The following is a 24,917-nucleotide window of genomic DNA, read 5'->3' as shown; positions in this document are numbered from 1 at the left end:
TTTCTTTTTTAAAAGGCTATATTTATGACGACCGCTCCTGAGCGCATTGCTCACTCTTCTGTCGAACCGCTCATCCTTAATCGCTGGTCTCCAAGGTCTTTTAGCCCGGTAGACATTGATCCTCAGGATCTTCTGGCCTTTCTCGATGCAGGACGGTGGGCACCTTCAGCGTATAATAGTCAGCCGTGGCGTTTCATTTATACTCGGCGTAACACGCCAGAATGGGAGCGTTTTCTATCGTGGTTAATCCCGTTTAACCGGTCATGGGCAGAAAACGCATCGGCTATCGTGTTTGTCGCATCCAGAACGATTACAATTTCAAGTCGAACTGGCGAGCCATCTCCTCTAACGACGCACGCATTTGATGCCGGCGCGGCTTCTGTGCTTGTTCAGTTACAAGCATCTCAAGCAGGGTGGGCCGTTCATCCTATCAGTGGCTTTGATCATGATCTCGCCCATGCAGGCCTTGAATTACCGGAAGACTATCAGCTTCATGCAGCATTGGTCATTGGAAAGCAGGCGAATGGGGAGAACCTCTCAGAGGAACTGCTGAAACGTGAGCAGCCCTCCAGTCGAGTCAGTCTTAACGAACTGGCGTTTGAAGGGCATTTCAACGCGTCGGAAAAATCTGAAGACTGATCACGTTGGGTTACCTCTCGCGAGGGGTATTTTGCGAGTAAGCCGCATCATTCTCTTATAGTTTAAAAAATAATTATACATACCATATCGATAATAATTTATTCAATAAAAATAAATATGGATAGTTATGGAAATTTACTTCCATTGTTTATTTTATATAATTGGTAATTATAGCATAAATTACTTTATTAAACCAATAAATTTGTTCTTTTGAGGTTTTCCTAAAAATATATTCCCTCTTATGTCAAAAAAATTCAGTACCAAGGAGCCAAAGGCAGAATCGGTTTACAATCGTAATTAATAGGTATTAAAAAGGTATTATTCATGGTTTAGCTATGACGGGCTGAGGCTTGGGAGAGAGAACGATGCGTTATCGTAAGGTTCTTATGCTGGGGGTAGGGTGTGCCGTTTGGGCGACAGCTTCCGTAGAGGCAAAATCTACGTCGCAGGCTGCATCCGAAAATAAAAAGGAAAAATCCATTTCCGCTTCGGGTGACGCTGAAGAAGTAAAGGTCACGGCGAAGAATGCTCCCGATGGAGCAAGCGGGCATTCGGCTGGAGCGGGTATGATGCCTGTTCAGACAGTCCCCAAGGCCCGGAGTGCCTTTGCTCGAGACTTTATTGCGCATCAGCCGCCGACGCAGAATACCGCATCCATGATTGCCAGCATGCCGGGTGTGGCCGTTGGGCGAAATGATCCACTCGGACTTGATGATCAACGCATCAACCTTACGGTTCGAGGAATGGCACAAACGGAAATTGGCTATCTGATGGACGGAATTCCTGCTGCGGACCCGTCGAATTACAAGCTTTACACAACGCAGAACGTAGATAATGAAAACCTGGCTCGCGTAGACCTAACGCAAGGCTCAGCTTCACCTACATCTCCCCTGTATAATGCTGTCGGTGGTGAACTGACACAGACTCTGCGAACGCCTTCAGATCATGCTGGTGGCTATGCAGACTTCAGCGGGGGGTCCTACAGCCTGGACCGTGAATTTTTTCGGATAGATACCGGAGAAATCGGACATACCGGCATCCGATCCTATGCGTCTTTTTCCCATACACATGCAGAAGACTGGCGTGGTCCGGGCTACACAACCCGCTACCATATGGACAATAAGACCGTAAAAGAGTGGGGACATAGCGGGGCGGAACTACTGGTTTCATACAACACCACGACCAGTTTCTATCCGCGCTTCCCGACACTGACTCAGTGGAAGCAGTACGGTACCAATTTTAACTGGGAAAAGGACTATATCCCAGGCAGCGCCAATTATTACCGTTTCCAGCAGAACGTCCGAAACGCCATTACGATTGGCGCTCCGATGCATTTTGACTTGGGACATCAACTGACTGCCAACCTGACCCCTTATTACATGCATTCCGATGGGTATGGAGACGTCGGTAGCAGTCTGAGCAACACTGGCAGCTATTACGGAAACATTCCAGCCGGGAACCTGAACGTATCCCCATCTTATAACGGTTCTTTCCCCGTTTCGATTACGGACACGTTCAAAGAGAACAATGCCGGGCTCAATGCCTCGTTGTCATGGAAACATGGTCACAACACCCTAACGGTCGGGTACTGGTACGCATATTTTGCGCAGCCCGAAGCTGCAACATATGCTGCGGCGGATGCGAACGGTAGTATCGCCAGCATGTCTGGAAAATACCCGGTTGTTTCTGCGGCGGGAGACGTGCTGCACAGTTACAATATAAACTTTATGCAGCAGACCAATACAGCCTATATTGTCGATGAATATAGTGCGCTAAATGACCGCTTAAAGCTTTCTGCCGCATTCAAAGAAAGCATGATTACAAGACAACTCACGCAAATCATGCCTGGGCTACCCTCATACAGAAATGGCAATAGCGATGCCGTGCCGCTTCCTCAAGTGATGGCAAGTTATCAGATCACACCGAATGACCAAATTTTCGTTAACGGAACAACGGGCTTTGCCGAACCTGCTGGGTGGCCGAGCTACGCTGATTTTATCAGCGTCGCCACCGGCAAACAGACGCGTGGCCATGCACAAAATCTAAAGCCAGAATACGCAATTTCTGAAGAGCTGGGATATCGCCATCATGGCTTTGTAAACGTCAATATTGCCCTATTTAATTACAATTTTACAAACCGTCAGGTTTCTACGACAGAAGTTGTGGGCGGAACGCGAGTGAGTTCATCCATTAATGGTGGTGGACAAACATCTCGCGGAGCAACTATTGAACTGGGATTGAAGCCTTGGCATCATTTAAGCCCATATATCTCAGGACAGTATATCCACGCGACGATCGATAATAACTTGAGAGCGTCCAGCGGTGACTATCTGAGAACCAAGGGAAAACTGGCTGTCAATACGCCAGAATTCACAGCATCTGTCGGAATTTTGTATGATAATGGCAGCGCCTTTGGTGGCCTTTTGTTCAACTATGTTGGAAGTCAATACTCCACATTCATGAACGATGAGAAGATGCCAGCATATGAAACTCTGAATATGAATTTTGGCTACAGATTTCAGTCTGTTGGTTTCCTGCATCGCCCGCAAATTCAGCTGAATTTGGTTAATCTTGGGCTTGGTAACAAGGGCTACCTCTCTTCAACGTATTCTGTTGCAACAAACGCTCATGCCACGACAGGCGTGTATGGCACAGCGATTGCCGCCAGCGCACCAACCTACAACGTCGCAGGTGGATTTGCAGGAATTGTCTCGGTCTCCTCTGGATTTTGAGACACGCGAAAAAATGAGCGCTCTGGAAATGTTCAAGACTATCCCAAGCGCTCATCGATCGCATGAGCAATTTCAAACAGAGATCTAAAGTAGAGCTTAAATGCGTGTTTCCATATCTGATGAGAAGGGCAGGAGTGAGTTATCAGGTATTTTTTTGGTATTATTAAGGTTCTATGGCAATTGAGGTTTACGAGGAAACATTCATGCAGTTTGCCGATATTGCTGTAATCTGTGCTTATTTCATTGCACTGCCTGTCCTGGCGATCACGCTTTCCCGCCAAAAGAAGTCATCCGGAGATTTCCTCTCAGCCGCTCATGACCTGCCGTGGTGGGCGATCTGCCTGTCTTTGGTCGCTACCGAGACCTCGACCCTGACATTCATCAGCATTCCGGGAGTAAGTTATGGAAGCGGTATGGTATTTCTGGGGCTCGCGGCAGGATATTTTATTGGCCGTTTAATTGTGACCATATGGTTTTTACCGCTGTATGCACAGGGGCTCATGACGAGTGCATACCAGTATCTGGGCCATCGCTTCGGTCCTGGATTGCAGCGAGCCGCGTCAGCCGCATTTCTGATAACCCGACTGCTTGCGGAAGGCGTTCGGTTATCGGCAGGGCTTATCCCAATCATGTGGATGCTTGATCATGAAGGGATTAGCATAAACCGCGCCTTAGTCATGGGCATCATTATGGTATTTACGCTGACTTATACGATGATGGGTGGTCTTCGCGCGGTCGTGTGGTCTGATACTATTCAGCTATGCATTTATCTTTTTGGCGCAGTCATCTGTGTTGTACTGCTGAATAACGAGATCTCTCCTGAAGGCTGGTCCAGTGCCTGGAGATCAGGGCATCTGACACCTTTTCATCACCTGACTATGGGCAATTTGGTATCTGATCCCTTTACGCTGTTAGCTGCGTTAGTCGGAGGGGCTATTCTCTCAGTTGCCTCTCATGGAACTGACCAACTCATGGTTCAGCGCCTTTTGGCTGCACGCAGCTTGAGAGATGCGCGCTTTGCACTGATGGGAAGTGCAATTGTTATCGCGTTTTTATTCGGGATCCTTTCCCTGATCGGCGTGCAGCTCTGGATACGCAACGGAGGCACCTCGCTCATGTCTCTGGGACTGCACTCTCCCGACGACCTTTTCCCGACTTTTATTGTTTCAGGGCTACCGGCCGGCTTAGGCGGATTGCTCCTGGCAGGTGTACTGAGCGCGACGATGGGGTCGCTATCATCTACACTGAACGCAATGGCGAGTGCTGTTTTAACGGATTTTGGCCCTTTACCTGCACGTGCCCTTCAGACTTGCCAAACACGCTTAAATTTAGGGCAGGGTAAGCTGTTCGCACCGAGAGTACTAACGTTAGTGTGCAGCCTTGCCCTTGTGTTGACTGCGCTGTGGTTCACAGGAAGCCGAGAATCAGCGGTCATTCTGGGCTTAACAATCGCAGGATGGTCTTATGGGCCAACACTAGGCACGTTCCTGTTTGGAATGCTGTATCCATCAGCACGCTTGAAAGATGCGTTAACGGGATTTTTTGTTTCTCTGGCAGGCATGGCCGTCATGATGGGGGCATTACAGTATTATAACTGGCACGTGGCTTTTCCCTGGTTAGTGCCGTTAGGAATTACCCTGATGCTCATATCGGGATCTATTTCAATAATGTTCACAAAAGGCGGGCTCCAACACTTTCCGTCCGCTCCCGACACTTCAAAGGACTGACAATCATGGCCATCAAGGACCCCAATAACCTTTCAAAGGTTTCTTCTGGCACGGAATCTCAGGACCCCCGTTATGTGGACGTTGACCTTTGGCCGGCCAGTTCCATTCTGGACGCACTGGCGGAAGCCCAGATGTCCGCAACAGCAGTTGTTAAAACGTCTGTCCCGCAAATTGCGAAAATCGTAGCTGCAGCACTCCCTCGGCTACGGGCAGGAGGGCGCCTTTTTTACGTGGGTGCCGGTACGTCTGGGCGTGTCGGGCTTCAGGACGGTGTAGAACTCACACCTACGTTTGGGTGGGAGCCTGAGCGTCTGGTTCTCATGCTGGCCGGAGGGACCAAAGCGCTTTTCGAAGCTGTGGAAGGCGCGGAAGACCGCGAGGATACGGCTCGTGCCGAGATATTGTCTCACACTCCAGGGCCGAATGATGTTGTCCTCGGGATCGCAGCAAGTGGTGCAACACCCTACACGTGTGCCGCGATTGCAGCCGCCAGAGAAATGGGCTCGCTGACTGTCGGCATAAGCTCCAATCCAGCTGGTCGACTTCTCAGGGAGGCAGAGATGGGTCTCAGCATCGTCACGGGTCCCGAAGTTATTGCAGGGTCAACGCGTTTGAAGGCAGGGACGGCACAAAAAGCGGCTCTAAATCTTCTGTCCACTACGCTCATGATTCAGATGGGTCATTGCTACCGGGGGCAGATGGTGGACATGCGCGTCGTCAATGCAAAACTGGAAAGACGAGCGGCACAGATGGTACACTTGTTAGCGGGCGGAACTTCATCGGAAATCGCTGATGCACTTGCAGTGAGTGGTCAAAACGTCAAGCGGGCCGTGCTCGTTCGGTCTGGCATGACAATTGACGACGCCGAAAGTGCCCTTGTTGCCCACGAAGGCAATTTGCGCGCTGTTCTTATGTCCCGCCAGGAACACGAGTAATTTTCATGCACGTGATGAGTTCCCAAAAGCTGTTCGCTGCACTGACGCCTGATCCCGCAGACCGCAAGCCTCTCTACTTGCAACTTGCTGAGCAATTAAGGGAATTGATTGAGAGTGGAGCCCTTAAGGGTGGCGATGCTGTTCCCCCGGAGCGGGAAATTGCAGAGTTCACCGGTGTTTCACGAGTGACAGTCCGCAAATCCTTGGAGCAGCTGGTAAATGCGGGACTTCTAACTCAACGCCCGGGTGCCGGAACCTTTGTCACCCGACGCATCCAGCAACCCCTGTCTGCTTTGATGGGCTTTTCCGAAGATATGCGGGCGAGGGGCTACGAACCTGGCTCGATCTGGCTAGGCAAGCGCATGGCTGGAGCCAGCCCGGACGAAGCAATGGCAATGGGTATGGCTCCGGGCGCACCCGTACTTCGCCTCAAGCGGATCAGAACCGCAGATGGGGAACCTCTGGCCATCGAGACTGCCGTTATTTCTCGCAGGGATCTGGCATCTCCCGAGCTGGTCAAAGATTCATTTTATGAGGCTTTGAAAGAGCGAGGCCTGTTGCCTGTCCGGGCTCTTCAGCGCATTCGTGCCAGAATGGCGACTACTCAAGAGGCGGAGCTCCTCCACCTTGTGCAGCCAAGTGCCATTCTTGAAATTGAACGCAGATCTTTTTTGGCGGATGGACGAATACTTGAGGTGACATTCTCATGCTATCGCGCCGATCTCTATGACTTTGTCGTGGAACTCCGAACATCAGCAGAGCGTGGCTGACCGTGTGGTCTTTCAGGAGATAAAAGCAGGATGAAAAGTCCCAATCCTTCATCGTCCAAACGCAACCTAGCTGTTACAAGTCGGCGCACTTTTCTGACGGGCACCGCAACATTGGTCTGTGGCGGTCTGTCTGCTTGCGCTCAATCTTCAGACGACAGGTTCTTGCAAGTAGATACCCTGGCGCAGCGAGCAACCCGGAAAGGTGAGGTACCGGGGATTGTTCTCGCAGTCGGGCATCAGGGGCAGATTGTACATCGTTACGTTTGCGGCAACCGAGCATTGGTTCCGGATCGAGAAACGATGACCTGGGATACGCGCTTTGATATGGCGTCTTTGACCAAGCCTACCATGACAGCATTGTCTATCATGCAACTTGTCGAACGGGGCCAAGTGGGCCTGGACGAACCTGTCAGCCGTTATTTACCCGCCTTTGCAGCGAATGGGAAAGCGCCTGTCACGATACGCCTGCTCCTGACGCACTATTCCGGCTTGCCACCGGACCTGTCTTTGGACGATGCGTGGTATGGTAAAGCCGAAGCCGTTCGTCGTGCGATGACTTCTTCGCTGGCCAATCCCCCAGCCGAGAAATTTGTTTACAGTGATATCAACTTTATCACGCTGGGACTTGTGATCGAGAAAGTCAGCGGGCTTTCTCTGGACGCCTACGTTCAAAAGGAAATTCTGAGTCCTCTGGGGATGACAAAATCCAGCTATTCGCCTGATCCATCACTCAAAATGATCATCGCTCCAACACAATATGATGAACACGGCATGATGCTTCGTGGCGTGGTACACGACCCCACTGCGCGTCGTATGGGCGGAGTGGCCGGGCACGCAGGTCTCTTCTCAGACGCTCATGACATGTGCCTGTACGCACAAGCATTGCTGGATCGGATTGCGGGCAGGCCGAGTGCATTTCCACTCCGGCGGGAAACTCTGCAACAGATGATCTCCCCACAACAACCACAAGGAAAAACAGAACTTCGTGGCTTTGGATGGGATATTGCGACGCATTACTCCTCGCCCAGAGGCAGCTCTTTCTCTGACACGTCCTTCGGTCACACAGGTTTCACTGGAACGTCGCTTTGGATCGACCCGGCCAGTGATTCATACGTCTTAATCTTAACCAACAGGGTCCACCCGAATGGGAGCGGGAATGTCTCTCAGCTTCGATACGATATTGCCACGGAAGCCGCGCATGCACTCGGTCTCTACAACAGGGCCTAAAGCAGACAATGAGCACTGAAACGACTGCTGCACGACATGTCTGATTGGATTGATCCGTGACCTGTTCCAGCATCGCGGCAATAGATGGCGGAGGCACCAAAACATTGCTTGTCGTTCTCAACCGAGACGGCACTCTAGGCCCTGTTATAAGAGCTCCTGGCTCCAACCCATTCGATCAAGTCGACTGGCAGTCCATCCTGATATCCTTGATGTCCCGTCTTCCCTCAACCACGAAAACCCTCTCTCTTGGGCTCGCGGGCTACGGGGAGATGCGGCCATCCGGCCGAAAACAGAAAGACGTCGTAGCGGCAAATTTCCCGCATATTTTCAATATTACCAATGATGTGGATATTGCCTGTACCGGAGCCTTTGCCGGGCATGGCGGCGTCCTTCTGCTGGCAGGAACAGGCTCTGTCGCATGGGTCGTCAATGGCAAAGGAGAACAAGATCGCGTTGGCGGATGGGGAAGTCTGTTTGGCGATGAAGGCAGTGCGTTCTGGATTGGCCGACAGGCGCTGTCATTACTGGCGACGCTGTTAGATGGCCGCAATCAGAAAGATCGGACATTCCTCGAACCGTTTGCTGACGTTCTCGGGTTATCTTCTAACGCGCATCCTTATGATGCGGGGCTAATGGAATGGTACAGCCGCCTCGAAAATCCTCGTGCATCAGTGGCATCGCTGGCAAAAACGGTTTCTGATCTGGCTGAGCTGGGCATTATGCCAGCTCAGCGTATAATAGTTGAAGCCGCAGCTCTTCTAGGGGCTCACATCACTGCTGCGAGGCGTAAATTTCCAGATACATCTCTTCCCTGGAGCTATGCTGGCGGAGCTCTCCAAAGTCGTCTCCTTCGAGAAACACTAGCCGCTCATCACGGTGCGCCCTTGGTGCCCCGTCTGCCACCGGTGGGCGGAGCTTTGCTCAACGCCGCTCAAATGGCCGGATGGAATCCCGATGAACGCTGGATCTGTAAAACAGCTGAAACCTTACGGTTAGCGGGCATCAGTTCATGAAACGAAAACAGAGGCCGTGACGAGTGAGCTATGAGTATGCAGTATCTCAGCACAATATGGCAAAATCCCATGATTTAAGGAGCCTGTCGCCATGTTGCTCAGGGGCATGGTAAGGAACGAGTATCATGAGCAATCAAACTCCTACGACCGCCTCCAGCCACGCTGATCGCCCTGACAGTGCTAACACGCTCTCCGCATTTCTGACGCTCAGCATGGCTATAGCTGCCGGCGTTGCCGTTGCGAACATCTATTATAATCAGCCTATGCTTGGCATCATGAAGCGTGACCTGCCAGGTTCGACCACAAATTTGATTCCAACCGGCACTCAACTTGGTTATGCCGCGGGACTGTTTCTTCTTGTTCCTGTCGGGGATCTTCTGGAGCGCAAACGGCTGATTGTTCTTCAGTTTGTTCTGCTCGCGCTTGCTCTTGCCGCTGCGGCAATTGCACCCAACGCAGCCCTCCTGCTTGTGGCATCTGTCGCGGTTGGTGCACTCGCAACTGTTGCACAGCTTATTGTTCCTTTTGCCGCGCATCTTTCGTCTCCGGAAAGACGCGGCCACACTGTCGGCATTGTTATGGCAGGGCTCCTGTGCGGCATTCTTCTAAGTCGGACCTTGGCCGGTGTCGTCTCTACATATGCCGGGTGGCGCGAGATGTTCTGGCTCGGTGCTCCGATCGCGCTGGGCACAGGTGCCTTATTGGCGTGGGTTCTTCCCACCAGTAAGCCGAACTCGAAGATGCATTATGGGCAATTACTTGCGTCCCTTGCAGGCCTTTGGAAAGAGTTTCCACAGTTACGCCTCGCAGCAGTCACTCAAAGTCTCCTGTTTGGAGCCTTCAGCGTCTTCTGGACGATCCTCGCCCTTCACCTGCAAGAGCCCAAGTTTGGATTAGGGGCGGGCGCTGCCGGTCTGTTTGGCATTGTCGGAGCCGTTGGCATTCTTGCGGCCCCGATTGCCGGAAAAATTGCCGATCAACACGGCCCTCATAAAATGATTATTCTTGGGGCCATGTTGACACTTCTGTCATGGGGCATTTTCGGTCTCTGGAATTCGCTTCCAGGTCTGATCGCTGGGGTGATCGTTCTGGATTTTGCAATTCAGGGCGCGCTCGTGTCGCATCAGCATGTCGTTTATGCCTTGCGGCCTGAAGCGCGAGCACGCCTGAATACCATTTTTATGGGAACAATGTTTCTTGGCGGAGCTCTTGGCTCCGCCGCGACGATGATGGTTTGGCCCACATTCGGCTGGACTGGAATTGTCCTTCTTGGTGCGGGACTGGCACTTTCGGCTACTTTGCTCCAACTGCGCAATTGGAACAATTCATAACGGGCACATCATCAGAGCAAAACTGTTTTCTCTCATGAACCAACGCTTGCTGCGGGAAGAACAAATCCCAACACTTTTGAAAGGTGTTCACGGTAGCGCCGTATGACGTTATCGACGGCAGGGACTTTGATGACGTCCGTTGCCAGATACGTAGAGAGAGAACTCATTCCCAGAAACTGGTTTGCCTTGTGAAAAGGAAAGTAAACAGCATCGACCCCTTTGCCTTCAAAGAACTGGGCCGGATCTTCAAAAGCTTCTTCCGGTGCATTCCACGTTAAGGAGAGCATATAATGCTTACCTTGAATCAGGCCGCCTGAACCATATTTCTGATTGGGATTGGAGCGGCTTCGTCCGTCGCTGGCATACAGGGAGCCATGACCAGCCGTGAAAACTTCATCGACATACTTCTTGACGATCCACGGCGCGCCCATCCACCAGCCTGGCATTTGATAAATAATCAGATCTGCCCAGAGAAAGTTCTCGACCTCGCTCTGCACATCATAGCCTGCATCAATTTTGGTCTGACGAATATCGAACCCGGCGCTTTTTAGAGTTTCGTAAGCAACCTCATGGAGCGTGTCATTGAGACGGCCCTGAGAGTGACCGAAAGCTTTCGAACCATTCAGAAGAAGAATATTTTTCATCAAAGTTATCCTGAAAACCGGAATGTTATAGGAAATTACTGGAAATGGACCTTACGTCGCCTGTTCCAGAAGTATCTTTGCGTGATTTAGGGCGGATGCATAAGCAGAGCGATAAAGCGTTTCAGCTTCTGAGCTTCTTATTCCAACGGGGTTAAACCGGCTTCCCCAACTTATACAACAGCGTTCAGGGGAGAGGGATGTAACTGTGACCTTCCCGAGGTAGTCTTCAACCGGATCCGGCCCCTCGATATAGGCATAAGTGTAAGTGCGTTTGCGCTGATCGAAACTGACCAAGCGCTCTACAATCACAGACCCGTCTTTGGCCGTCAGTCGTCGAACGCGACCTCCGTCTTCCAGGAAGCTCCTGGTAATCATTGGGATCCAGAGGGGAAGATTATCGAAGCCGCCTAACAGGCTCCACGCCTTATCGGCAATCACCGCCACATCTACATCGCTGCTTGCTTCAATCATCTTTTGATCTCTACAGCTCGCCGGTCGGAAGAAACCATGCCGTTCATAAGATAGAGCATGAGGCCTCCCTTCGGCTCGGTTACATCAGATGTGCAGTATGCAGTCCTCAATCTTGTGCGATAATAGCGTATCTCTGCATATGAATTATGAACAGAATTCACAGACCAAATCTAACCGTGAAAGTTTTGCTTCCCTGTGATGCTAGGCCTTGGTCATCCGCCATACCCATGGCCCTTCGTAGCAAAAAGTAAAACACAATAAATGGCTGATCCTCAGGCTAACAAATGGTAAGCTAAAATTCGTTGAACAGCCCAGAATAGGCCAACTGCTGCGATGAGAAGCGACGCAGGGATCGCAATTCGTCTTCTGAACCACGGGCGGTTTCTGAAAGCGCCTACAGCCAGTGTTGCGAGGAGAATGATAAATAGCTGTCCCGCATCAACGCCAAAGTTGAAGCCTATGAGAGCCGCAATGAAGTCACGATGAGGGAAGGGCACTTCACTCAGGCTGCTGGCAAACCCAAAGCCGTGAATCAGCCCGAAAGCAAAAACAACCAACAGACGTATTCGTCCCAGTTTTGGACTGAAGACATTTTCCAGACCTATGAACGAAATCGACAGCGCGATTGCTGGCTCTACAAAACGGCTTGGAAGATCAAAAATTCCATAGGTTGAGAGAAACAATGTGGTGGCATGGGCAATTGTGAAGACCGTTGTTTGGGACAGCAGCTTGCGCCAGCTAATTCCAAGAAAGAAAAGCCCTAAGACAAAGAGAATATGATCTGTCCCCTCCGGGACGATATGCTTAAATCCAAACTTCAGATAAACCGGAAGCTGTTGCCACCATGACAGCGTATCCGGATCAAAACTTACAGGCTGATCGACATGGCCCGTGGGGAGCTTCCCCCTATAATCAAAGGTGACGCTCTCATGCTGCCCGGCATCGAGCCAGCGCGTTTGTGAAAAATTCCGTCCAGGAATCTGCACCGTATAGGCGACGGGGTAATCAATCTGCGCCCCCAGCGGAATACGCAGCTGTAACGGGCCATTATTGGCAGGAAGCGGTATCACGAACTGGAAATGAGCAGGTTTGTCTGCTGCCAGATCCATATACTCATCCCGGCTCTTGCTAGAAAAACTGTAGGTCACAAGAGTGGCGTGAAGGGGAGAATGACCCGAAAAAAGCGGTAAGGCCTTGGTAATTTCCTGAGCAACGGATCTGACTTCAGCCTCATGTTGTGAGCCGCGCCCAGTCGCCAGCACATAATATCTGGCAGGGTCACCCATAAGAACTGTCAGATCCATATCGATCATGACCGTCGCTGTGTCGGGCCGATCCAGCGAGACCAGGACTCTCGTCATGGATTCCGGATCGGCGAACGCAGGGAAAATCACTAGAAATAAAAATGCAAAAACAATAACTTGAATTGGTTTTCTCACATTTCCACTAACATGGAAGATGCTCGGGGAAACAGCCTTCATACCTTACCAGACAGTCGGCATTGTCTGCCCCGTCTGGAGAAGAACCAGCCCGCTTGGATTGCCAGGGTACGGAACGACCAGGCGCCATGTGAATGGGCTGCATGTGATCATCGAAATCAGAAGTCTCCGCGGATAACCGGGCGCTCCTATCCATTCAAGGCTGTCGGCTTTGGCGTAGACATTTTCCATGCTCGCAGCGGCATCCTGCACGGGACGACTGGTCATCAGACCCGCGATCTCCAACTTCATTTCGGCAAGAACCTTACCGTGGCTGACCATCACGATCCCACCTTTGAGCTCGGCGATACGATTGACCGCGAGCGCCATTGCCTCGTCGCTGGTTCCCATGACCGTGATATTGTGGAGATCGTGGGAGACGGACGTAGCGATGGCACTATCGGGCGTTTTAGGGCCATTACCCGTCCAGAACATCTTGCCCAGCCGAGCCTGTCCCATGTACCGATCTACTGTTGCAACTTTGATGATATCACGTGCGATATCACGTTGAACGACCCCGTTCACAACAGAGAGCGTTGCAGTTTTCTGAACGGGATCAGTGTAAAACGGGGCCTGAATAGCAGCCGTAACCTGGGTCGTTTTTCCCTTGGGTGCCAGGATTTCAAAGTCTTTTGCCGTCAGTTTTCTACCAATATGGATCGTATCGGATGCCCATGTCGGCCATGTAATTTTGGGCACTGGAAGCAAGTATTTCCCATCCTGGGCCGCCAGCTTTCCATTCGCAAAAACATACTTGATCTTCACGTCCGGCACAGAAGATAGCAGGACAACGTCCGCATACCGACCCGGTGTAATAGACCCGACAATCTGATCCATATGACCATGCTGGGCCGGATAAAGGCTACCCATTGCGTATGACGCCTCAATGGGCGCACCCATCTTGATTGCAAGACGAATGTGATAATCCATTGTTCCTTGCTTCAGCGTATCCGCGACATTCCTGTCGTCTGTTACAAGCGCAATATTATTCCAGTTTTTCAGCCCTTTACGCACAAAGTAAGGGACGGCCCGCTCAATATTGTCATCACGGAGCTGTAAAAAGAGGCCATGTTGCAACTTGTTCCATGCCTCTTCAGGTAGCCGGGTTTCATGGTCGCTGGAGAGGCCCGCTCCGGCAAACGCATTGATCGTGTCCATGTCCCATAATCCTGCACCGTGCCCATCGACGACGCCCCGATTATCGAATGTGGCCTGAATGTTTTCCCAGATCCGTTGGTGTCCAGGATGAGAAGGGTTTGAAACGGCGGGCCAGTCCATCACTTCGTCCAGCCCTTGGACGCGTGGATTATCGCGAATGTTTTCAGAGATTTCCTTGTAAGCATAGTTTCCACCACCTTGCTCGAAGGCAGAAGGCGGGGTGGCTGACCCGAGGGCAGGGAAAATTTTCAACGGACTGCCAAGGTGTTCTGCCGTCAGCCAGAATTCAACGTTATGCGTACCACTGACATTCGCAAACTCATGAGAGCCTTCCGTGGTCCAGGTATTTCCCAGTGGGACGACAAGGGCCGCTTCCCACTCGGGTGAGAGCATTGAACTCTCAATGTGCTTATGGGATTCCCCGAAACCGGGGACAGCCGGGAGCCCCTTGGCATCGAAGGTTGAAAGCGCCTGACCTTTCCACGCCCCAGCAGGCCCTACCCAGGCAATCCGTTGCCCTGCAATGACGATGTCCTGTCCATCCTCCCAACTCAGGGTGTAGACGTTCAGAACCTTTGCATTGTGGATCAGAAGGTCAGCTGGGGCATGACCCAGGGCGACCGCGACCAACAACTGACGTGTTTTAACTTCATCACTGAAGGCAACGGGGTGCGCCACCCGACTTGCTGTGGGAACCGGAGAGGCTGCCGTTTCACCAGCGACGGCATATGATGATGTCAGAGAGATACACGACAGCGAACAGGCCAGCGTCTTTGCTGAAAAATTCAAGAACTTTCGGAAAGACAACGGAAAAAACATCTCTTAGACATCCGGCAGCAGAAAACGGTGCCGAATTCTAGCGTGGACCGTACCGGCATCATAATGTTTTTTCTGGATATTGGGGCAACTGATAGCCACCCCGCTCGCCTAGCAATTTTTGCGCCACACTACGATTGAGATCGGAAAGTAGAAATGAATGCCGTCCTCAGCGTTCCATGCCCCCATGCCTAGTCGATCCTGCCCGCAGGCAATATCTTCCACGAACATTGCTTTCAGAGCAGACCAGTCTTCGGGGGCAACCTGATCCTGCAAACGGGATTCAAGGCGATATTGCTGCGTTTCAAGAGGGAACAAGCCCGCATCGGTGCCCATCAGCAGTAACTGTTGCAAGGTGAGGGCGCTTGTATGAGAACGGTCACGCAGGGTCTCAGCAAGGTCATAGTGTGCCTGACAGTCAGGGGTTGGCGTTGCGTCAATGACAATGATCCGCCCATCCGGCCGACATACACGCACCATCTCAGCCAGGATTTCAGACGGCTCCTGCATGTGATGAAAGCTGTAACGTGTCACAACACGATCGAAGCTATCCGCTTCAAAAGGGAGATGCTGCGCGTTACCAATCTGATACTTCACGCTCACACCGGCCTTGCCTGCTCGCCGACGGGCCTGTTCGATCATAGCAGGGGTAAGATCAACTCCTGTGACGTCGGCGCCTGTCAGGGCGAGTTCGCAAGCAACAATGCCTGGCCCACATGCCACGTCCAGTACCTTCATGCCTTTGGTGACAGAACAGGCGGAAACGGTCTGTGCCATGCTTTCGGCGTCTGCATGGATGGGCAATTCCGCAAACGGTTTTGCCCATCGTGTGAATTGATCAACAATCCGGGTTTCGTGGGATGCGGGAGAACGGGACATCTTTATTCCTTTCCGAATGGGTTCAGGATAAAGACTGAGTGGCTGGCCGACTAACGTTGCTCGGCCATAAAATAGCGGGAACCGGCCAATTCAAAACCTGACTGCCAACCAAACACAGAGCATCCTGATTGAGAACCGGATCGATACCTCAGGTGGTCTTGGTTTCGGGTTTCGCAATCCGTCAATAGCTGTGTTCTATGACTGGCACGAGCATCCACGGCATCAAATCACATACGCCAGACGCGGTACAACGCAGATTGAAGGGCCGGAAGGGCGACATCTTCTGCCGGCGTCTCATGCCATATGGATACCCGCAGGAACGCGACATCGCACCATGATGCGTAATCTGGATGGTGTCTCGGTCTACTTTGATCCCGCGCATTTTTCTGCAGAAACGTTGGAACGCATTCAAACCTTCCCAGTGACGGCCGTCATAAAGGAGATGCTGTTTCACACGCTTCGCTGGTCAGATAAATCAGCGGAGAAGATGCCTGTCGAACAAACGTTTTTTCAGGCTCTGTTTCTGCTGTGTCAGGAACAGATGAAGCAGAAAGCTGCTGAGACGTTCACTCTACCGCGCGTCACCCATCCATCGCTGGTGCGCGCTATGGATAGTGCTCTTGTCGATCCCGGCCATGCCAGCCTGACGCAGGCATGGCATCAAGCCGGCATGTCTGAGCGCAGTTTCCGACGTCATTTTCTCAATGAAACCGGAATGACGTGGCAGGCGTGGATTACGCAGGCTCGCCTTTTCCACGCTGCGACACTCTTGGCCGAAGGTCAGCGCGTGACCGATGTGAGTGCAGAGGTGGGCTACGCATCACTCAGCGCCTTCGCAAAAGCATTCACACACCTTCTTGGTCAATCACCTGTACGTTTTCGAAAGTCGCAGGAGAGCAATTAGGGCTCAAAATCCCTTAAGCGTTCAAAACCCGACCTCAATGCCCACATGCACCGTACGGCCTTGCCCCCAGGAAACACGGAGCGGGGTCCCGGCGGTTGAGACAAAGTAGGCTTTATTGGCCAGATTGACCGCATTGACCTGCAAAGACGTGTCATGGCCCAACAGTCGCCCCGTGTGCCATGACGCGAAGGCATCAACTGTTGTGTAGCTTGGAAGCCAAAAGGTATTGTTCAGATCTCCTGCCCGTCGCCCAACGTACCGAGCGCCTGCGCCGATCCGCATAGTCGTCTGAAGCCATGGCAAAGCTGCTTCATAAGTGAGATAGCCACCACCAGTATGCTTGGCCACGTTGGCGACAAGCTTGCCTTCATCAGCAGGCGTGTCACGCAGGATACGCGCATAGGTGAAGGCATAATTGGTCAGAATGTTCCAGTGCTTGTCCAGTTTGCCTGCCACACTGGCTTCCACTCCCCTGGAACCCACAAGGCCGGCCAAACGCTGGAGCGTATTTCCTGTCTCATCCAGCCCCGCGGACTGCTGAACGTTCTTCTTGTGGATATTGTACAAAGCCACATCCGCCGTCAGGAAACGATCCTGATAGCGCGAACCGACTTCAAACTGTCGCCCCATGGTGGGCTTGTATCCCCCTTCAAGAACGCTGCCAGCATCAAGCTGATTGGGTGTGAAAGACTGGGAATAATCTCCATAGAAAGAGACGCGTTTCCCCAACTGATACACCAGCGCTACGAACGGCAGAGGCTTGGTATATGATGCATCGGTTGTCTGCACGTATGGACGGCGGCCTCCATATGTGATGTGGAAAAACTGATACCGCACACCGGGTGCTAAAATCAGCCCATGACCCAGATGGATATTGTCTTTGAGGTATCCTGAGACACTGTTGATGTGCTGCCGCCAGTCACTGTTGCTGTTGTTTATCGGGCCGACAGGCTTGAGCAGCCCATACACAGGATCAGCGGGATAGAACCCACCCTGTCGCGTCCCATCAATGAAAGCGCCTTGGTTTTGCTGGCGGTTCTCGTAGTCAGCGCCCACAACAAGGTCATGCTTCATACCCCACAGGACGTGATTTGAGAGATAATCTAAAGACGCATAGCCATTGGCACGGATGGTGCCGGTATTGCTTCTATATCGGCGGGTCAGGATGCCCGTAATGGCGTTATAGGCGGATGGATCAGCCTGCCGATCATGATAATTGTCCCGGTTCCAGCCTCCGGACAGGCGGATGAGGTCATGCTCCGTCAGACGATACTCCATCGTCGTGGCCAGAAGATGCCGTTCGCCAAAGGATTTGGCCCAGCTTTCATCCAACCGCTTTGCTGGACCACTGACCGCTCGTCCATTCGAAAAGACAGCACCGCGGTCTAGCGTATTGTTATATTTCGCCCATTCGTAAGACACATCTGCTGTGAAGCGACCGTGCTCAAAACGGAGTGACGGTGCCAGAAGTTTCTGCCTGTTGGAGCCAAAATTACGCCAGTAATTCTCATTCTTGTAGGATCCGACAAGCCTGAAGCTCAAACCATGGGTGAGGGGGCCACCCACATCAAAGTGGCCATAACCGCCGCCGAGCGAAGACCATGTCGTCCCGAGATTGGCTCCCCACGTTTTCCGGGGCTGCTTTGTAATGACGTTGATGACGCCACCAGGCTCCTGCATTCCGTAGAAAAGGGACGCTGGCCCTTTCAGCACTTCCACGCGTTCTGTTGTGGCGAGATCGAAGTTCCGGCCAGTCGGCATCCGCACTCCGTTGCGCAGGATCGAACCATCGTCCACGGCTCCGAAACCGCGTTTCATCAGATCGTCCTGGGTGCCGCCAAAGTTATTGCCGATGGAAATGCCGGGCACATATTTCGCCACATCCTCCATCGTCTGAGGCGTCATGTCTTCAATGACCTGATGGGTCACAACATTTGTCGTCTGGGTCTGCTGAAGAAATGTTGTGGGAAGCTTGTCCGCTATGCTGCTGGATGTGGCTCCATAGGAATGTGCATCTGCATGAACACGAATATGTTCAGCCTTACCGTGCGATGTGACGGTTTTGGGCTTTTTGTAACGATCTTCCTTGCTGCTTGATGTGGAAGAGGGCGCGTCATTGGATGAGGCTTCTGCACCAAACCCGCTGAAAACAGATAATCCCGCGCATGCAAAAGCGAATGTCCTAAGGGCAGCCATCTGATTTTTCCGCAAATGATAATTACTCTCATTTACGTTTGTTACGGAAGGTTTGTCATTGGGAGAGTTATGACAAACGATATCGGACATTTTCGTAAATGGCGGCAAAATCGGGAATTTCGCCGCCAAGGAAGGTCCAAAGGGAAGGAAGCGCTACAAAACGTGGTTGATCATGGCGTCCTTACGAGCCGGAAGGGTCTCGTTCCATCCGCCTCCAAGCGCTTTGTAGAGTGTTACCGTATTAGACATCTGCTGAAGATGGGTCGTGATCGCTCCAAGCTGAGCACTATAGAGTGTCCGTTGTGCGACGAGCGTATCAAGATAGGGGTCATACCCCCCTTTAAAACGCGCAAGTGCGAGCTGATACTGGCGCCCACCAGCCTGAACTAAGGCGTTCTGCGCATGCAACTGCTCCAGGTAGGTGCCGCGTCCTGCCAAGGCATCGGCCACCTCCCGGAACGCAGTTTGAACCGTCTTCTCATACCGTGCGATTTCTTCCTTCTTACGAGCCTTTGCCTGGTGGAGCTCTGCTGTCAGACGCCCGGCGTCAAACAGTGGAAGAGTGATCTGAGGGGCTACGTTCCAGGCACCCATCCCACTTTGGAACAGGCGAGTGATATTGTTGCTCGCCGTACCATTCGCCGCAGTGATCTGGATTTTGGGGAAAAACTCAGCTCGCGCCGCTCCGATATCGTCATTCGCCGCCCGCAAAACCTGCTCTGCCGAAAGGATGTCAGGCCGACGTGCAATCATGTCTGAAGGAAGTCCTTCGGGAACATCCGGAAAAGGCACCATATCTTCAAGGGCAGCCTTATGTTCCAGATCAGCACGCACAGAAGGCGTCAGAGGTGTGCCAACCAGGAGTTCAAGCTGGTTCATCGCCTGCTCCCGCTGACGGGTGTAGATCTGAAGATTGGTTTCCGCGTCCCGCAGAGCAGCTTCCGCCTCGGCAACATCAAGTTGAGTTCCGGTGCCGACATCGGCTGTCTGCTTGACCAAATCATAAGTGTGACGGCGGTTCGCAAGGACGTTCTGTGTAACCAGAAGTGCCTGATTGTTAGCGACCCAGTTGAGCATTGCTGTCGAAACACTTGCAATGATGCTGAGGCGCATACTCTCACGCCCCAGTTCATCTGCAACATACCGATCAAACGACGCACGAGAGGCCGACCGGATACGTCCCCACAGATCGACCTCATAAGCCGAGACACCAAACCCCACGGCATATTGCCGCATGTAGAATGGACCATTTCCCTGTGACAGGCTCCAGATCCGGGAGTTCATCTTCTGAACATTCGCTCCCGCCGTCCCATTCAGAGTTGGGAAGAGGGCGGCATTTTCAATGTCGAACTGCGCGCTGGACGCTTCGACCTGATGCTGGGCAATCTGAAGGTCCCGGTTATTGGCCAGAGCCGTCTCGATCAGCGATTGCAGAACGGGGTCGCGATAAAATGTACGCCAGTTCTCAAGGCTGCCCCCATCCGTAGCCGCCACATCGGCGGCTTTATTGGGCCACGCGGTTGCCACTGGGGCTGCAGGGCGATGATAGTCCGGAATCATCGTGCAGCCGCTCAGCAGGATCGCCAATCCAGCCGTAAGAGTTGTGGTGGAAGAACGCATCTTCACGCTCCCTTCGATCCATTCACATCATGCGGTGCAACCTGACGGCCATCTGTCAAAGCCGAGGGAGGATGCATGATCAGGCGACTTCCTTCAGCCAAACCGGTTTGGATCTCAATCCGATCTCCAAAGTCCCGTCCGACAGTCACCTTGTGAAGACGCAGTCGGTTCCCATCTTCGACGGTGGCCACGGACAGGCCGTCCGCGTTGTAAATCAGTGATTCCGTTGGAATCAGCAGGGTCGGGGCAGGGCGGGGCAAGTCGAAATGAATGGAACCATACACACCGGAGGAAAGCTTTCCGTCACGATTATCCAGCTCGATTTCAACTGGAAGCATCCGGCTCTCACGTTCCAGCGCATGGCCTGTCCGTGTGACGGTGCCTGCAAAGCTTTCCCCCGGATGATCCGGCACAGTCAGACTGACAGGTGTACCCAACTGCACTGTACCGGCCTCCTCCTGTGGCACATGCACGCGAACACGCAGTCTATCCGTGCGAGCGATCACAAACAGGGGAACTGACTGAGCACTATCTGCACTTACAAGATCACCAACTTCCACGTTCCGTACCGTCACAACACCATCGAAAGGGGCCGTCACGGTCGTGTAGGCGCGTCGTTGTGCGCTTTCCGCCAAGGCTGCGTCGGCTGCCGCGCGTGCAGCATTCTGGGCCTGCTGGGTAATGCGATCCGTATCGAAGTTCTGCTTGCTCACCGCGCCGCCACCGACGAGCCCGCCAGAGCGCCTTGCCGTAACACGGGCGAGATCCAGATTGGCGCGAGCCTGTTCGGCCGCGGCCTTGGCGCGTGCTTCCTGTCGATCCAGCTCTGGCGCATGAATAATGGCCAGAACGTCTCCCGCTTTCACACGAGTGCCGATATCAACACGTCGTTCGGCAATATACCCTGATGCTCGCGCACCAATTGCCGCTGTCTCGAGAGGGGCGGTTTCTCCGGGGAGATCAAGAGAGACAGGCTTCGTCTCTCTGTGAGCAATCATGAAGCTGACATCTGGCGTCTGGTTCTGACGCGTTTCAGCGAGAGCACGAACCGCGATGCCGCGTTCACTATGCGCGTAGATCCCGTAGCCGAGCAGCAGGATAGCTCCCAGGCCAATCAACGGCACGATGGGCGGCCCACGACGTTCTTCACGGACGCCGGTCGAGGATAAAACGGGTTCAGACATGACTGTATTCCTCAAGAATGCGGCTTTCTCGTTTTCTCAGGCGTGTGTAGAGCCAGGGCACAATGAAGAGCGTAGCGCAGGTGCCCATCATCAGGCCGCCAATCACGGCGCGTCCGAGCGGGGCGTTCTGTTCGCCGCCATCTCCGAGCCCCAGAGACATGGGCAACATGCCGATGATCATTGCGAGCGACGTCATCAGAATGGGGCGCAGGCGTGCCTGTCCGGCAGCGACGGCGGCTTCGACGGCACTCAAGCCCTCAGCACGTCTTTCCTTGGCAAAGGTTACAAGCAAGATCGAATTGGCGCTGGCCACACCGACACTCATGATCGCCCCCATGAGGGAAGGAACCGAGAACGTTGTTCCTGTAACGAACAGCATGAACACGATCCCGCACATGGCGCCGGGAAGGCCAAGGACGACCACGAACGGGTCCATGAAGGACTGGAAGTTCACGACCATCAGAAGATAGACCGCAATCGCTGCAACCATCAGGCCGATACCCAGCCGGGTAAAGGCAGAATGCATGCTTTCAATCTGCCCTTGAACGGTGATCACATTGCCCGGTGAAAGCTCTCCCCGATGGCGCGCAATGACCCGATCAATGTCCCGGGCAATGCTTCCCAGATCACGCCCCTCCGCGCTCGCATCGACATCAAGTGTCGGCTGGATGTTGCTGTGTGAAATGACGTTCTGTGCCGTGCCACGCTTGATGGTTGCGACATTGCTCAGCAGAGCCGAGGAGTGCTGTGACCCGAGTGCGGAGGCAATGACGGTGTTACGAAGATCACCCAGATTGTTGACTCGATACTGCGGCGTCTGGACCGCGAGCGGGTACTGGATGCCCGTTGCCGGATCGACCCAGAAGTTCGGGGTTACAGTATTGGAGGATGCCAGTGACACCATCACGTTGCGCGCAACGTCATTGAGTGTCAGGCCGAGGTCCAGAGCGCGCTCACGATCAATCGCAATTGCCAGTTCTGGAGCGGCAATCTGCTGATGCAGATGGACGTCTACCAGGCCGGGAATGCGGGAGACTTCCTGACGGACTTCCTGCATGACCTTGCGGTTATTTGCCGCGTCATAACCCGAAATGCGGATATCCACCTGCGCGGGAAGCCCGAAATTCAGGATCTGGGTCACGATGTCGGCTGGCTGGAAATAGAACACGCTGTCCGGAAAGCGGCGTGCCAGTTCGGTCCGAAGTGTGCGGATATAGTCGGCGGTTGGGCGATGCCCTTCCTTCAGCTCCACCATGATCTGACCGTCATTCGGTCCAACGGTTGTGCCGTCGTCGAAAGGCATGGAGTACCGGAATGGAACGCCCATGTTATCGAGGACCAATGACCGTTCATTCTCAGGCACGACCTCACGGATGACGTCTTCAACCTGATCGAACAGTCGTTCCGTGCTCTCGATGCGTGTTCCTTCCGGCGCACGGACATGCAGCTTGAATTCGCCGGCATCAATCGTGGGGAAGAAATCCTGCCCGACCTGAGTTGCAAGGAAACCGGCAGCCAGAACCGTCACACCTGCCAGCGCAGGAACTTTCCAGCCACTTTCGATGAGGCCATGTAACTGACGGACGTAGCCATCCCGCAGCCGGTTGAAGCGCCGATCAAAAGCAATGCCGAATCGGGTAATGACATCAGGAGGCAGCCCGGCATCGCGGCGTCGTATGGTCTGCCGTTCTTCAGACCGCAGAAGAATAGCTGCGAAGATTGGCACCAGCGTCCGGCTGATCGCATAGGAGGCGAGCATGGCGTACACAACAGCAAGGGCCATCGGTGTGAACAGGAAGCGGGACGGGCCGACAAGGAACTCTACCGACACAAACACGCTGGAGATCGCTAGTGTCGAAACCAGCGTTGGCAGTGCAATTTCCGACGCGCCGTTAAGCACGGCCTGTCGCAGTTCTGTTCCCTCATGGCGAATGCGATGGATATTTTCGATCGTTACAGTCGCATCATCCACCAGAATACCGACGGCAAGGGCCAAGCCTCCCAAGGTCATCAGATTCAGTGTCTGGCCAGTCCACGACAGCACGGCAATCGAAGACAGGATGGCGAGAGGGATGGAGACGGCAACGATAATGGTCGAACGCCAGCTCGCAAGAAACGCGAGAATCATTGCCGCTGTCAGCAGGCCAGCGATGACGGCTTCAGATGCCACTCCGGTAATTGCCGCTTTGACGAACAGGGACTGGTCAAACAGCTCCTCGATCTTCATGCCTGCCGGGGCTGCTGCACGCGTGACAGGAAGAACCTGATTACGAATGGCGTTTACAACACTCAGCGTCGAGGCATTTCCGGCCTTCATGATAGAGAGCAGTACGGAGCGGCGGCCTTCGCGGCGCACCACATTCTGCTGCACGGCCGTTCCATCACGAACCTGCGCAACATCGGCAATACGAACGATAGCGCCAGTCTTGGGGTCACGCTTGAGGGGAACATCGTTCAGGCGCGCTGCAACGTCTGGCATGCCGTTCATACGCACGTCGTATTGGGTGGCGCCAAATTTCACTGTTCCGCCGGGCAGCGTCAGGTTCTGCACGTTGATGGCATTGGAAACATCCAGCGGCGTCAGGCCGACACCCGCCAGCTTGGTCTCATCAATATCCACCATGACCTGACGGATCTTTCCGCCATAGGGCGGGGGCAGCATCGTGCCGGGAATAGGGGCGAGCTGCTGACGGATACGGTAAATGCCATAGTCATACAGTTCGCTTTCCGTCAGCTTCTCCGAAGAGAGGGAAAGCTGCAGAACCGGCACACTGGAAGCGCTGTACTGCATGATGATTGGGGGCTGAATGCCGGGGGGTAGCAGGGCGCGGATTGAGTTTGTAGCCGAAACAGTTTGGGCTACGGCAAGATCCACGTTTACGCCGGGCTGAAAATACAGCTTTTGCAGGACCAGGCCCGGCGTTGTCTGGCTCTCTATCGTGCGCAGATTGTTGACGAAGAAGCTTTCGGAAAACTCTGTATAAGTGCTGATCCGCTTCTCGGTCTCGGCTGCATCCAGGCCGTCATAATACCAGACGACGGTGACGACCGGGATATCGATGTTTGGAAACACATCGGTAGGCGTTCTGAAGACGGCCGTGATGCCTAGAAGCAGGATGAGTACCCCTGCGACAAGGAACGTGTAAGGCCGTCGTAGCGCAAAGGCGACGATCCCCATTGAATATCTCTGTTC

General features: G+C 53.2%; 18 protein-coding genes. 9 read left to right on the top strand and 9 right to left on the bottom strand.

Annotated elements, in window-relative coordinates; all coding sequences use genetic code 11:
• Nucleotides 1-24 precede the first annotated feature (24 nt).
• From KP707_RS09275 to KP707_RS09240, 8 genes are all read left to right on the top strand, one after another.
• Entirely contained in the window at nt 25-639 is a 615-nt protein-coding gene (locus KP707_RS09275; protein WP_211503110.1) for a nitroreductase family protein, read from the top strand.
• Between the two features lie 365 nt (nt 640-1,004).
• The gene (locus tag KP707_RS09270) at nt 1,005-3,371 is read left to right on the top strand and encodes a TonB-dependent receptor (RefSeq protein WP_211503111.1); all 2,367 of its coding nucleotides are present in this window, start codon (nt 1,005-1,007) and stop codon (nt 3,369-3,371) included.
• Between the two features lie 203 nt (nt 3,372-3,574).
• Nucleotides 3,575-5,098, top strand: coding sequence for a sodium:solute symporter (locus tag KP707_RS09265; RefSeq protein WP_249202919.1), 1,524 nt, complete (start codon nt 3,575-3,577; stop codon nt 5,096-5,098).
• 5 nt (nt 5,099-5,103) lie between these two features.
• Nucleotides 5,104-6,033 (top strand): N-acetylmuramic acid 6-phosphate etherase, encoded by a 930-nt coding sequence (locus tag KP707_RS09260; RefSeq protein ID WP_211503113.1) that lies wholly within the window; start codon nt 5,104-5,106, stop codon nt 6,031-6,033.
• Nucleotides 6,034-6,038: 5 nt separating this feature from the next.
• Nucleotides 6,039-6,803 (top strand): GntR family transcriptional regulator, encoded by a 765-nt coding sequence (locus tag KP707_RS09255; RefSeq protein WP_244974248.1) that lies wholly within the window; start codon nt 6,039-6,041, stop codon nt 6,801-6,803.
• 30 nt (nt 6,804-6,833) lie between these two features.
• The gene (locus KP707_RS09250) at nt 6,834-8,030 is read left to right on the top strand and encodes a serine hydrolase (protein WP_211503114.1); all 1,197 of its coding nucleotides are present in this window, start codon (nt 6,834-6,836) and stop codon (nt 8,028-8,030) included.
• A 56-nt stretch (nt 8,031-8,086) separates the two neighbouring features.
• Entirely contained in the window at nt 8,087-9,043 is a 957-nt protein-coding gene (locus KP707_RS09245) for a BadF/BadG/BcrA/BcrD ATPase family protein (protein ID WP_211503115.1), read from the top strand.
• A gap of 125 nt (nt 9,044-9,168) precedes the next feature.
• Complete coding sequence (locus KP707_RS09240) at nt 9,169-10,374, top strand: MFS transporter (RefSeq protein ID WP_249202920.1); 1,206 nt, start codon at nt 9,169-9,171, stop codon at nt 10,372-10,374.
• Between the two features lie 32 nt (nt 10,375-10,406).
• Here the strand turns inward: KP707_RS09240 and KP707_RS09235 are convergent, their stop codons facing one another.
• The 5 genes from KP707_RS09235 to KP707_RS09215 all read right to left on the bottom strand — a co-directional run bounded on the left by KP707_RS09235 (nt 10,407) and on the right by KP707_RS09215 (nt 15,820).
• The gene (locus tag KP707_RS09235; RefSeq protein WP_211503116.1) at nt 10,407-11,018 is read right to left on the bottom strand and encodes an NAD(P)H-dependent oxidoreductase; all 612 of its coding nucleotides are present in this window, start codon (nt 11,016-11,018) and stop codon (nt 10,407-10,409) included.
• 51 nt (nt 11,019-11,069) lie between these two features.
• Nucleotides 11,070-11,489: an SRPBCC family protein gene (locus KP707_RS09230; protein WP_211503117.1), complete on the bottom strand. Its 420-nt coding sequence runs from the start codon at nt 11,487-11,489 to the stop codon at nt 11,070-11,072.
• Nucleotides 11,490-11,761: 272 nt separating this feature from the next.
• Nucleotides 11,762-12,850, bottom strand: coding sequence for a HupE/UreJ family protein (locus KP707_RS09225; protein WP_249202921.1), 1,089 nt, complete (start codon nt 12,848-12,850; stop codon nt 11,762-11,764).
• 123 nt (nt 12,851-12,973) lie between these two features.
• Nucleotides 12,974-14,914, bottom strand: coding sequence for an adenine deaminase (locus KP707_RS09220; RefSeq protein WP_249202922.1), 1,941 nt, complete (start codon nt 14,912-14,914; stop codon nt 12,974-12,976).
• Between the two features lie 138 nt (nt 14,915-15,052).
• Nucleotides 15,053-15,820 carry a class I SAM-dependent methyltransferase gene (locus KP707_RS09215; RefSeq protein ID WP_249202923.1) on the bottom strand — a complete coding sequence of 256 codons (768 nt, stop codon included), beginning with the start codon at nt 15,818-15,820 and terminating at the stop codon, nt 15,053-15,055.
• 190 nt (nt 15,821-16,010) lie between these two features.
• Between KP707_RS09215 and KP707_RS09210 the strand changes: the two genes are divergently transcribed.
• Complete coding sequence (locus KP707_RS09210; RefSeq protein WP_338085326.1) at nt 16,011-16,724, top strand: helix-turn-helix transcriptional regulator; 714 nt, start codon at nt 16,011-16,013, stop codon at nt 16,722-16,724.
• Between the two features lie 21 nt (nt 16,725-16,745).
• Here the strand turns inward: KP707_RS09210 and KP707_RS09205 are convergent, their stop codons facing one another.
• The 4 genes from KP707_RS09205 to KP707_RS09190 all read right to left on the bottom strand — a co-directional run bounded on the left by KP707_RS09205 (nt 16,746) and on the right by KP707_RS09190 (nt 24,902).
• Nucleotides 16,746-18,920 (bottom strand): TonB-dependent siderophore receptor, encoded by a 2,175-nt coding sequence (locus tag KP707_RS09205; RefSeq protein WP_211503119.1) that lies wholly within the window; start codon nt 18,918-18,920, stop codon nt 16,746-16,748.
• Between the two features lie 153 nt (nt 18,921-19,073).
• Nucleotides 19,074-20,540, bottom strand: coding sequence for an efflux transporter outer membrane subunit (locus tag KP707_RS09200; RefSeq protein ID WP_211499220.1), 1,467 nt, complete (start codon nt 20,538-20,540; stop codon nt 19,074-19,076).
• Nucleotides 20,541-20,542: 2 nt separating this feature from the next.
• Complete coding sequence (locus KP707_RS09195; protein ID WP_249210219.1) at nt 20,543-21,724, bottom strand: efflux RND transporter periplasmic adaptor subunit; 1,182 nt, start codon at nt 21,722-21,724, stop codon at nt 20,543-20,545.
• A complete protein-coding gene (locus KP707_RS09190) occupies nt 21,717-24,902 on the bottom strand; it encodes an efflux RND transporter permease subunit (RefSeq protein ID WP_211503120.1) in 3,186 nt (1,061 codons plus the stop codon). Before KP707_RS09190 ends, KP707_RS09195 begins: the two co-directional genes overlap by 8 nt.
• Nucleotides 24,903-24,917: the final 15 nt, after the last annotated feature.

It is taken from the genome of Gluconobacter sp. P5E10, from assembly GCF_018812145.1.
GTDB lineage: Bacteria > Pseudomonadota > Alphaproteobacteria > Acetobacterales > Acetobacteraceae > Gluconobacter > Gluconobacter cerinus.
The sequence above is the reverse complement of the archived record's forward strand: the minus strand, read 5'-3'. Positions and strand labels throughout refer to the sequence as shown.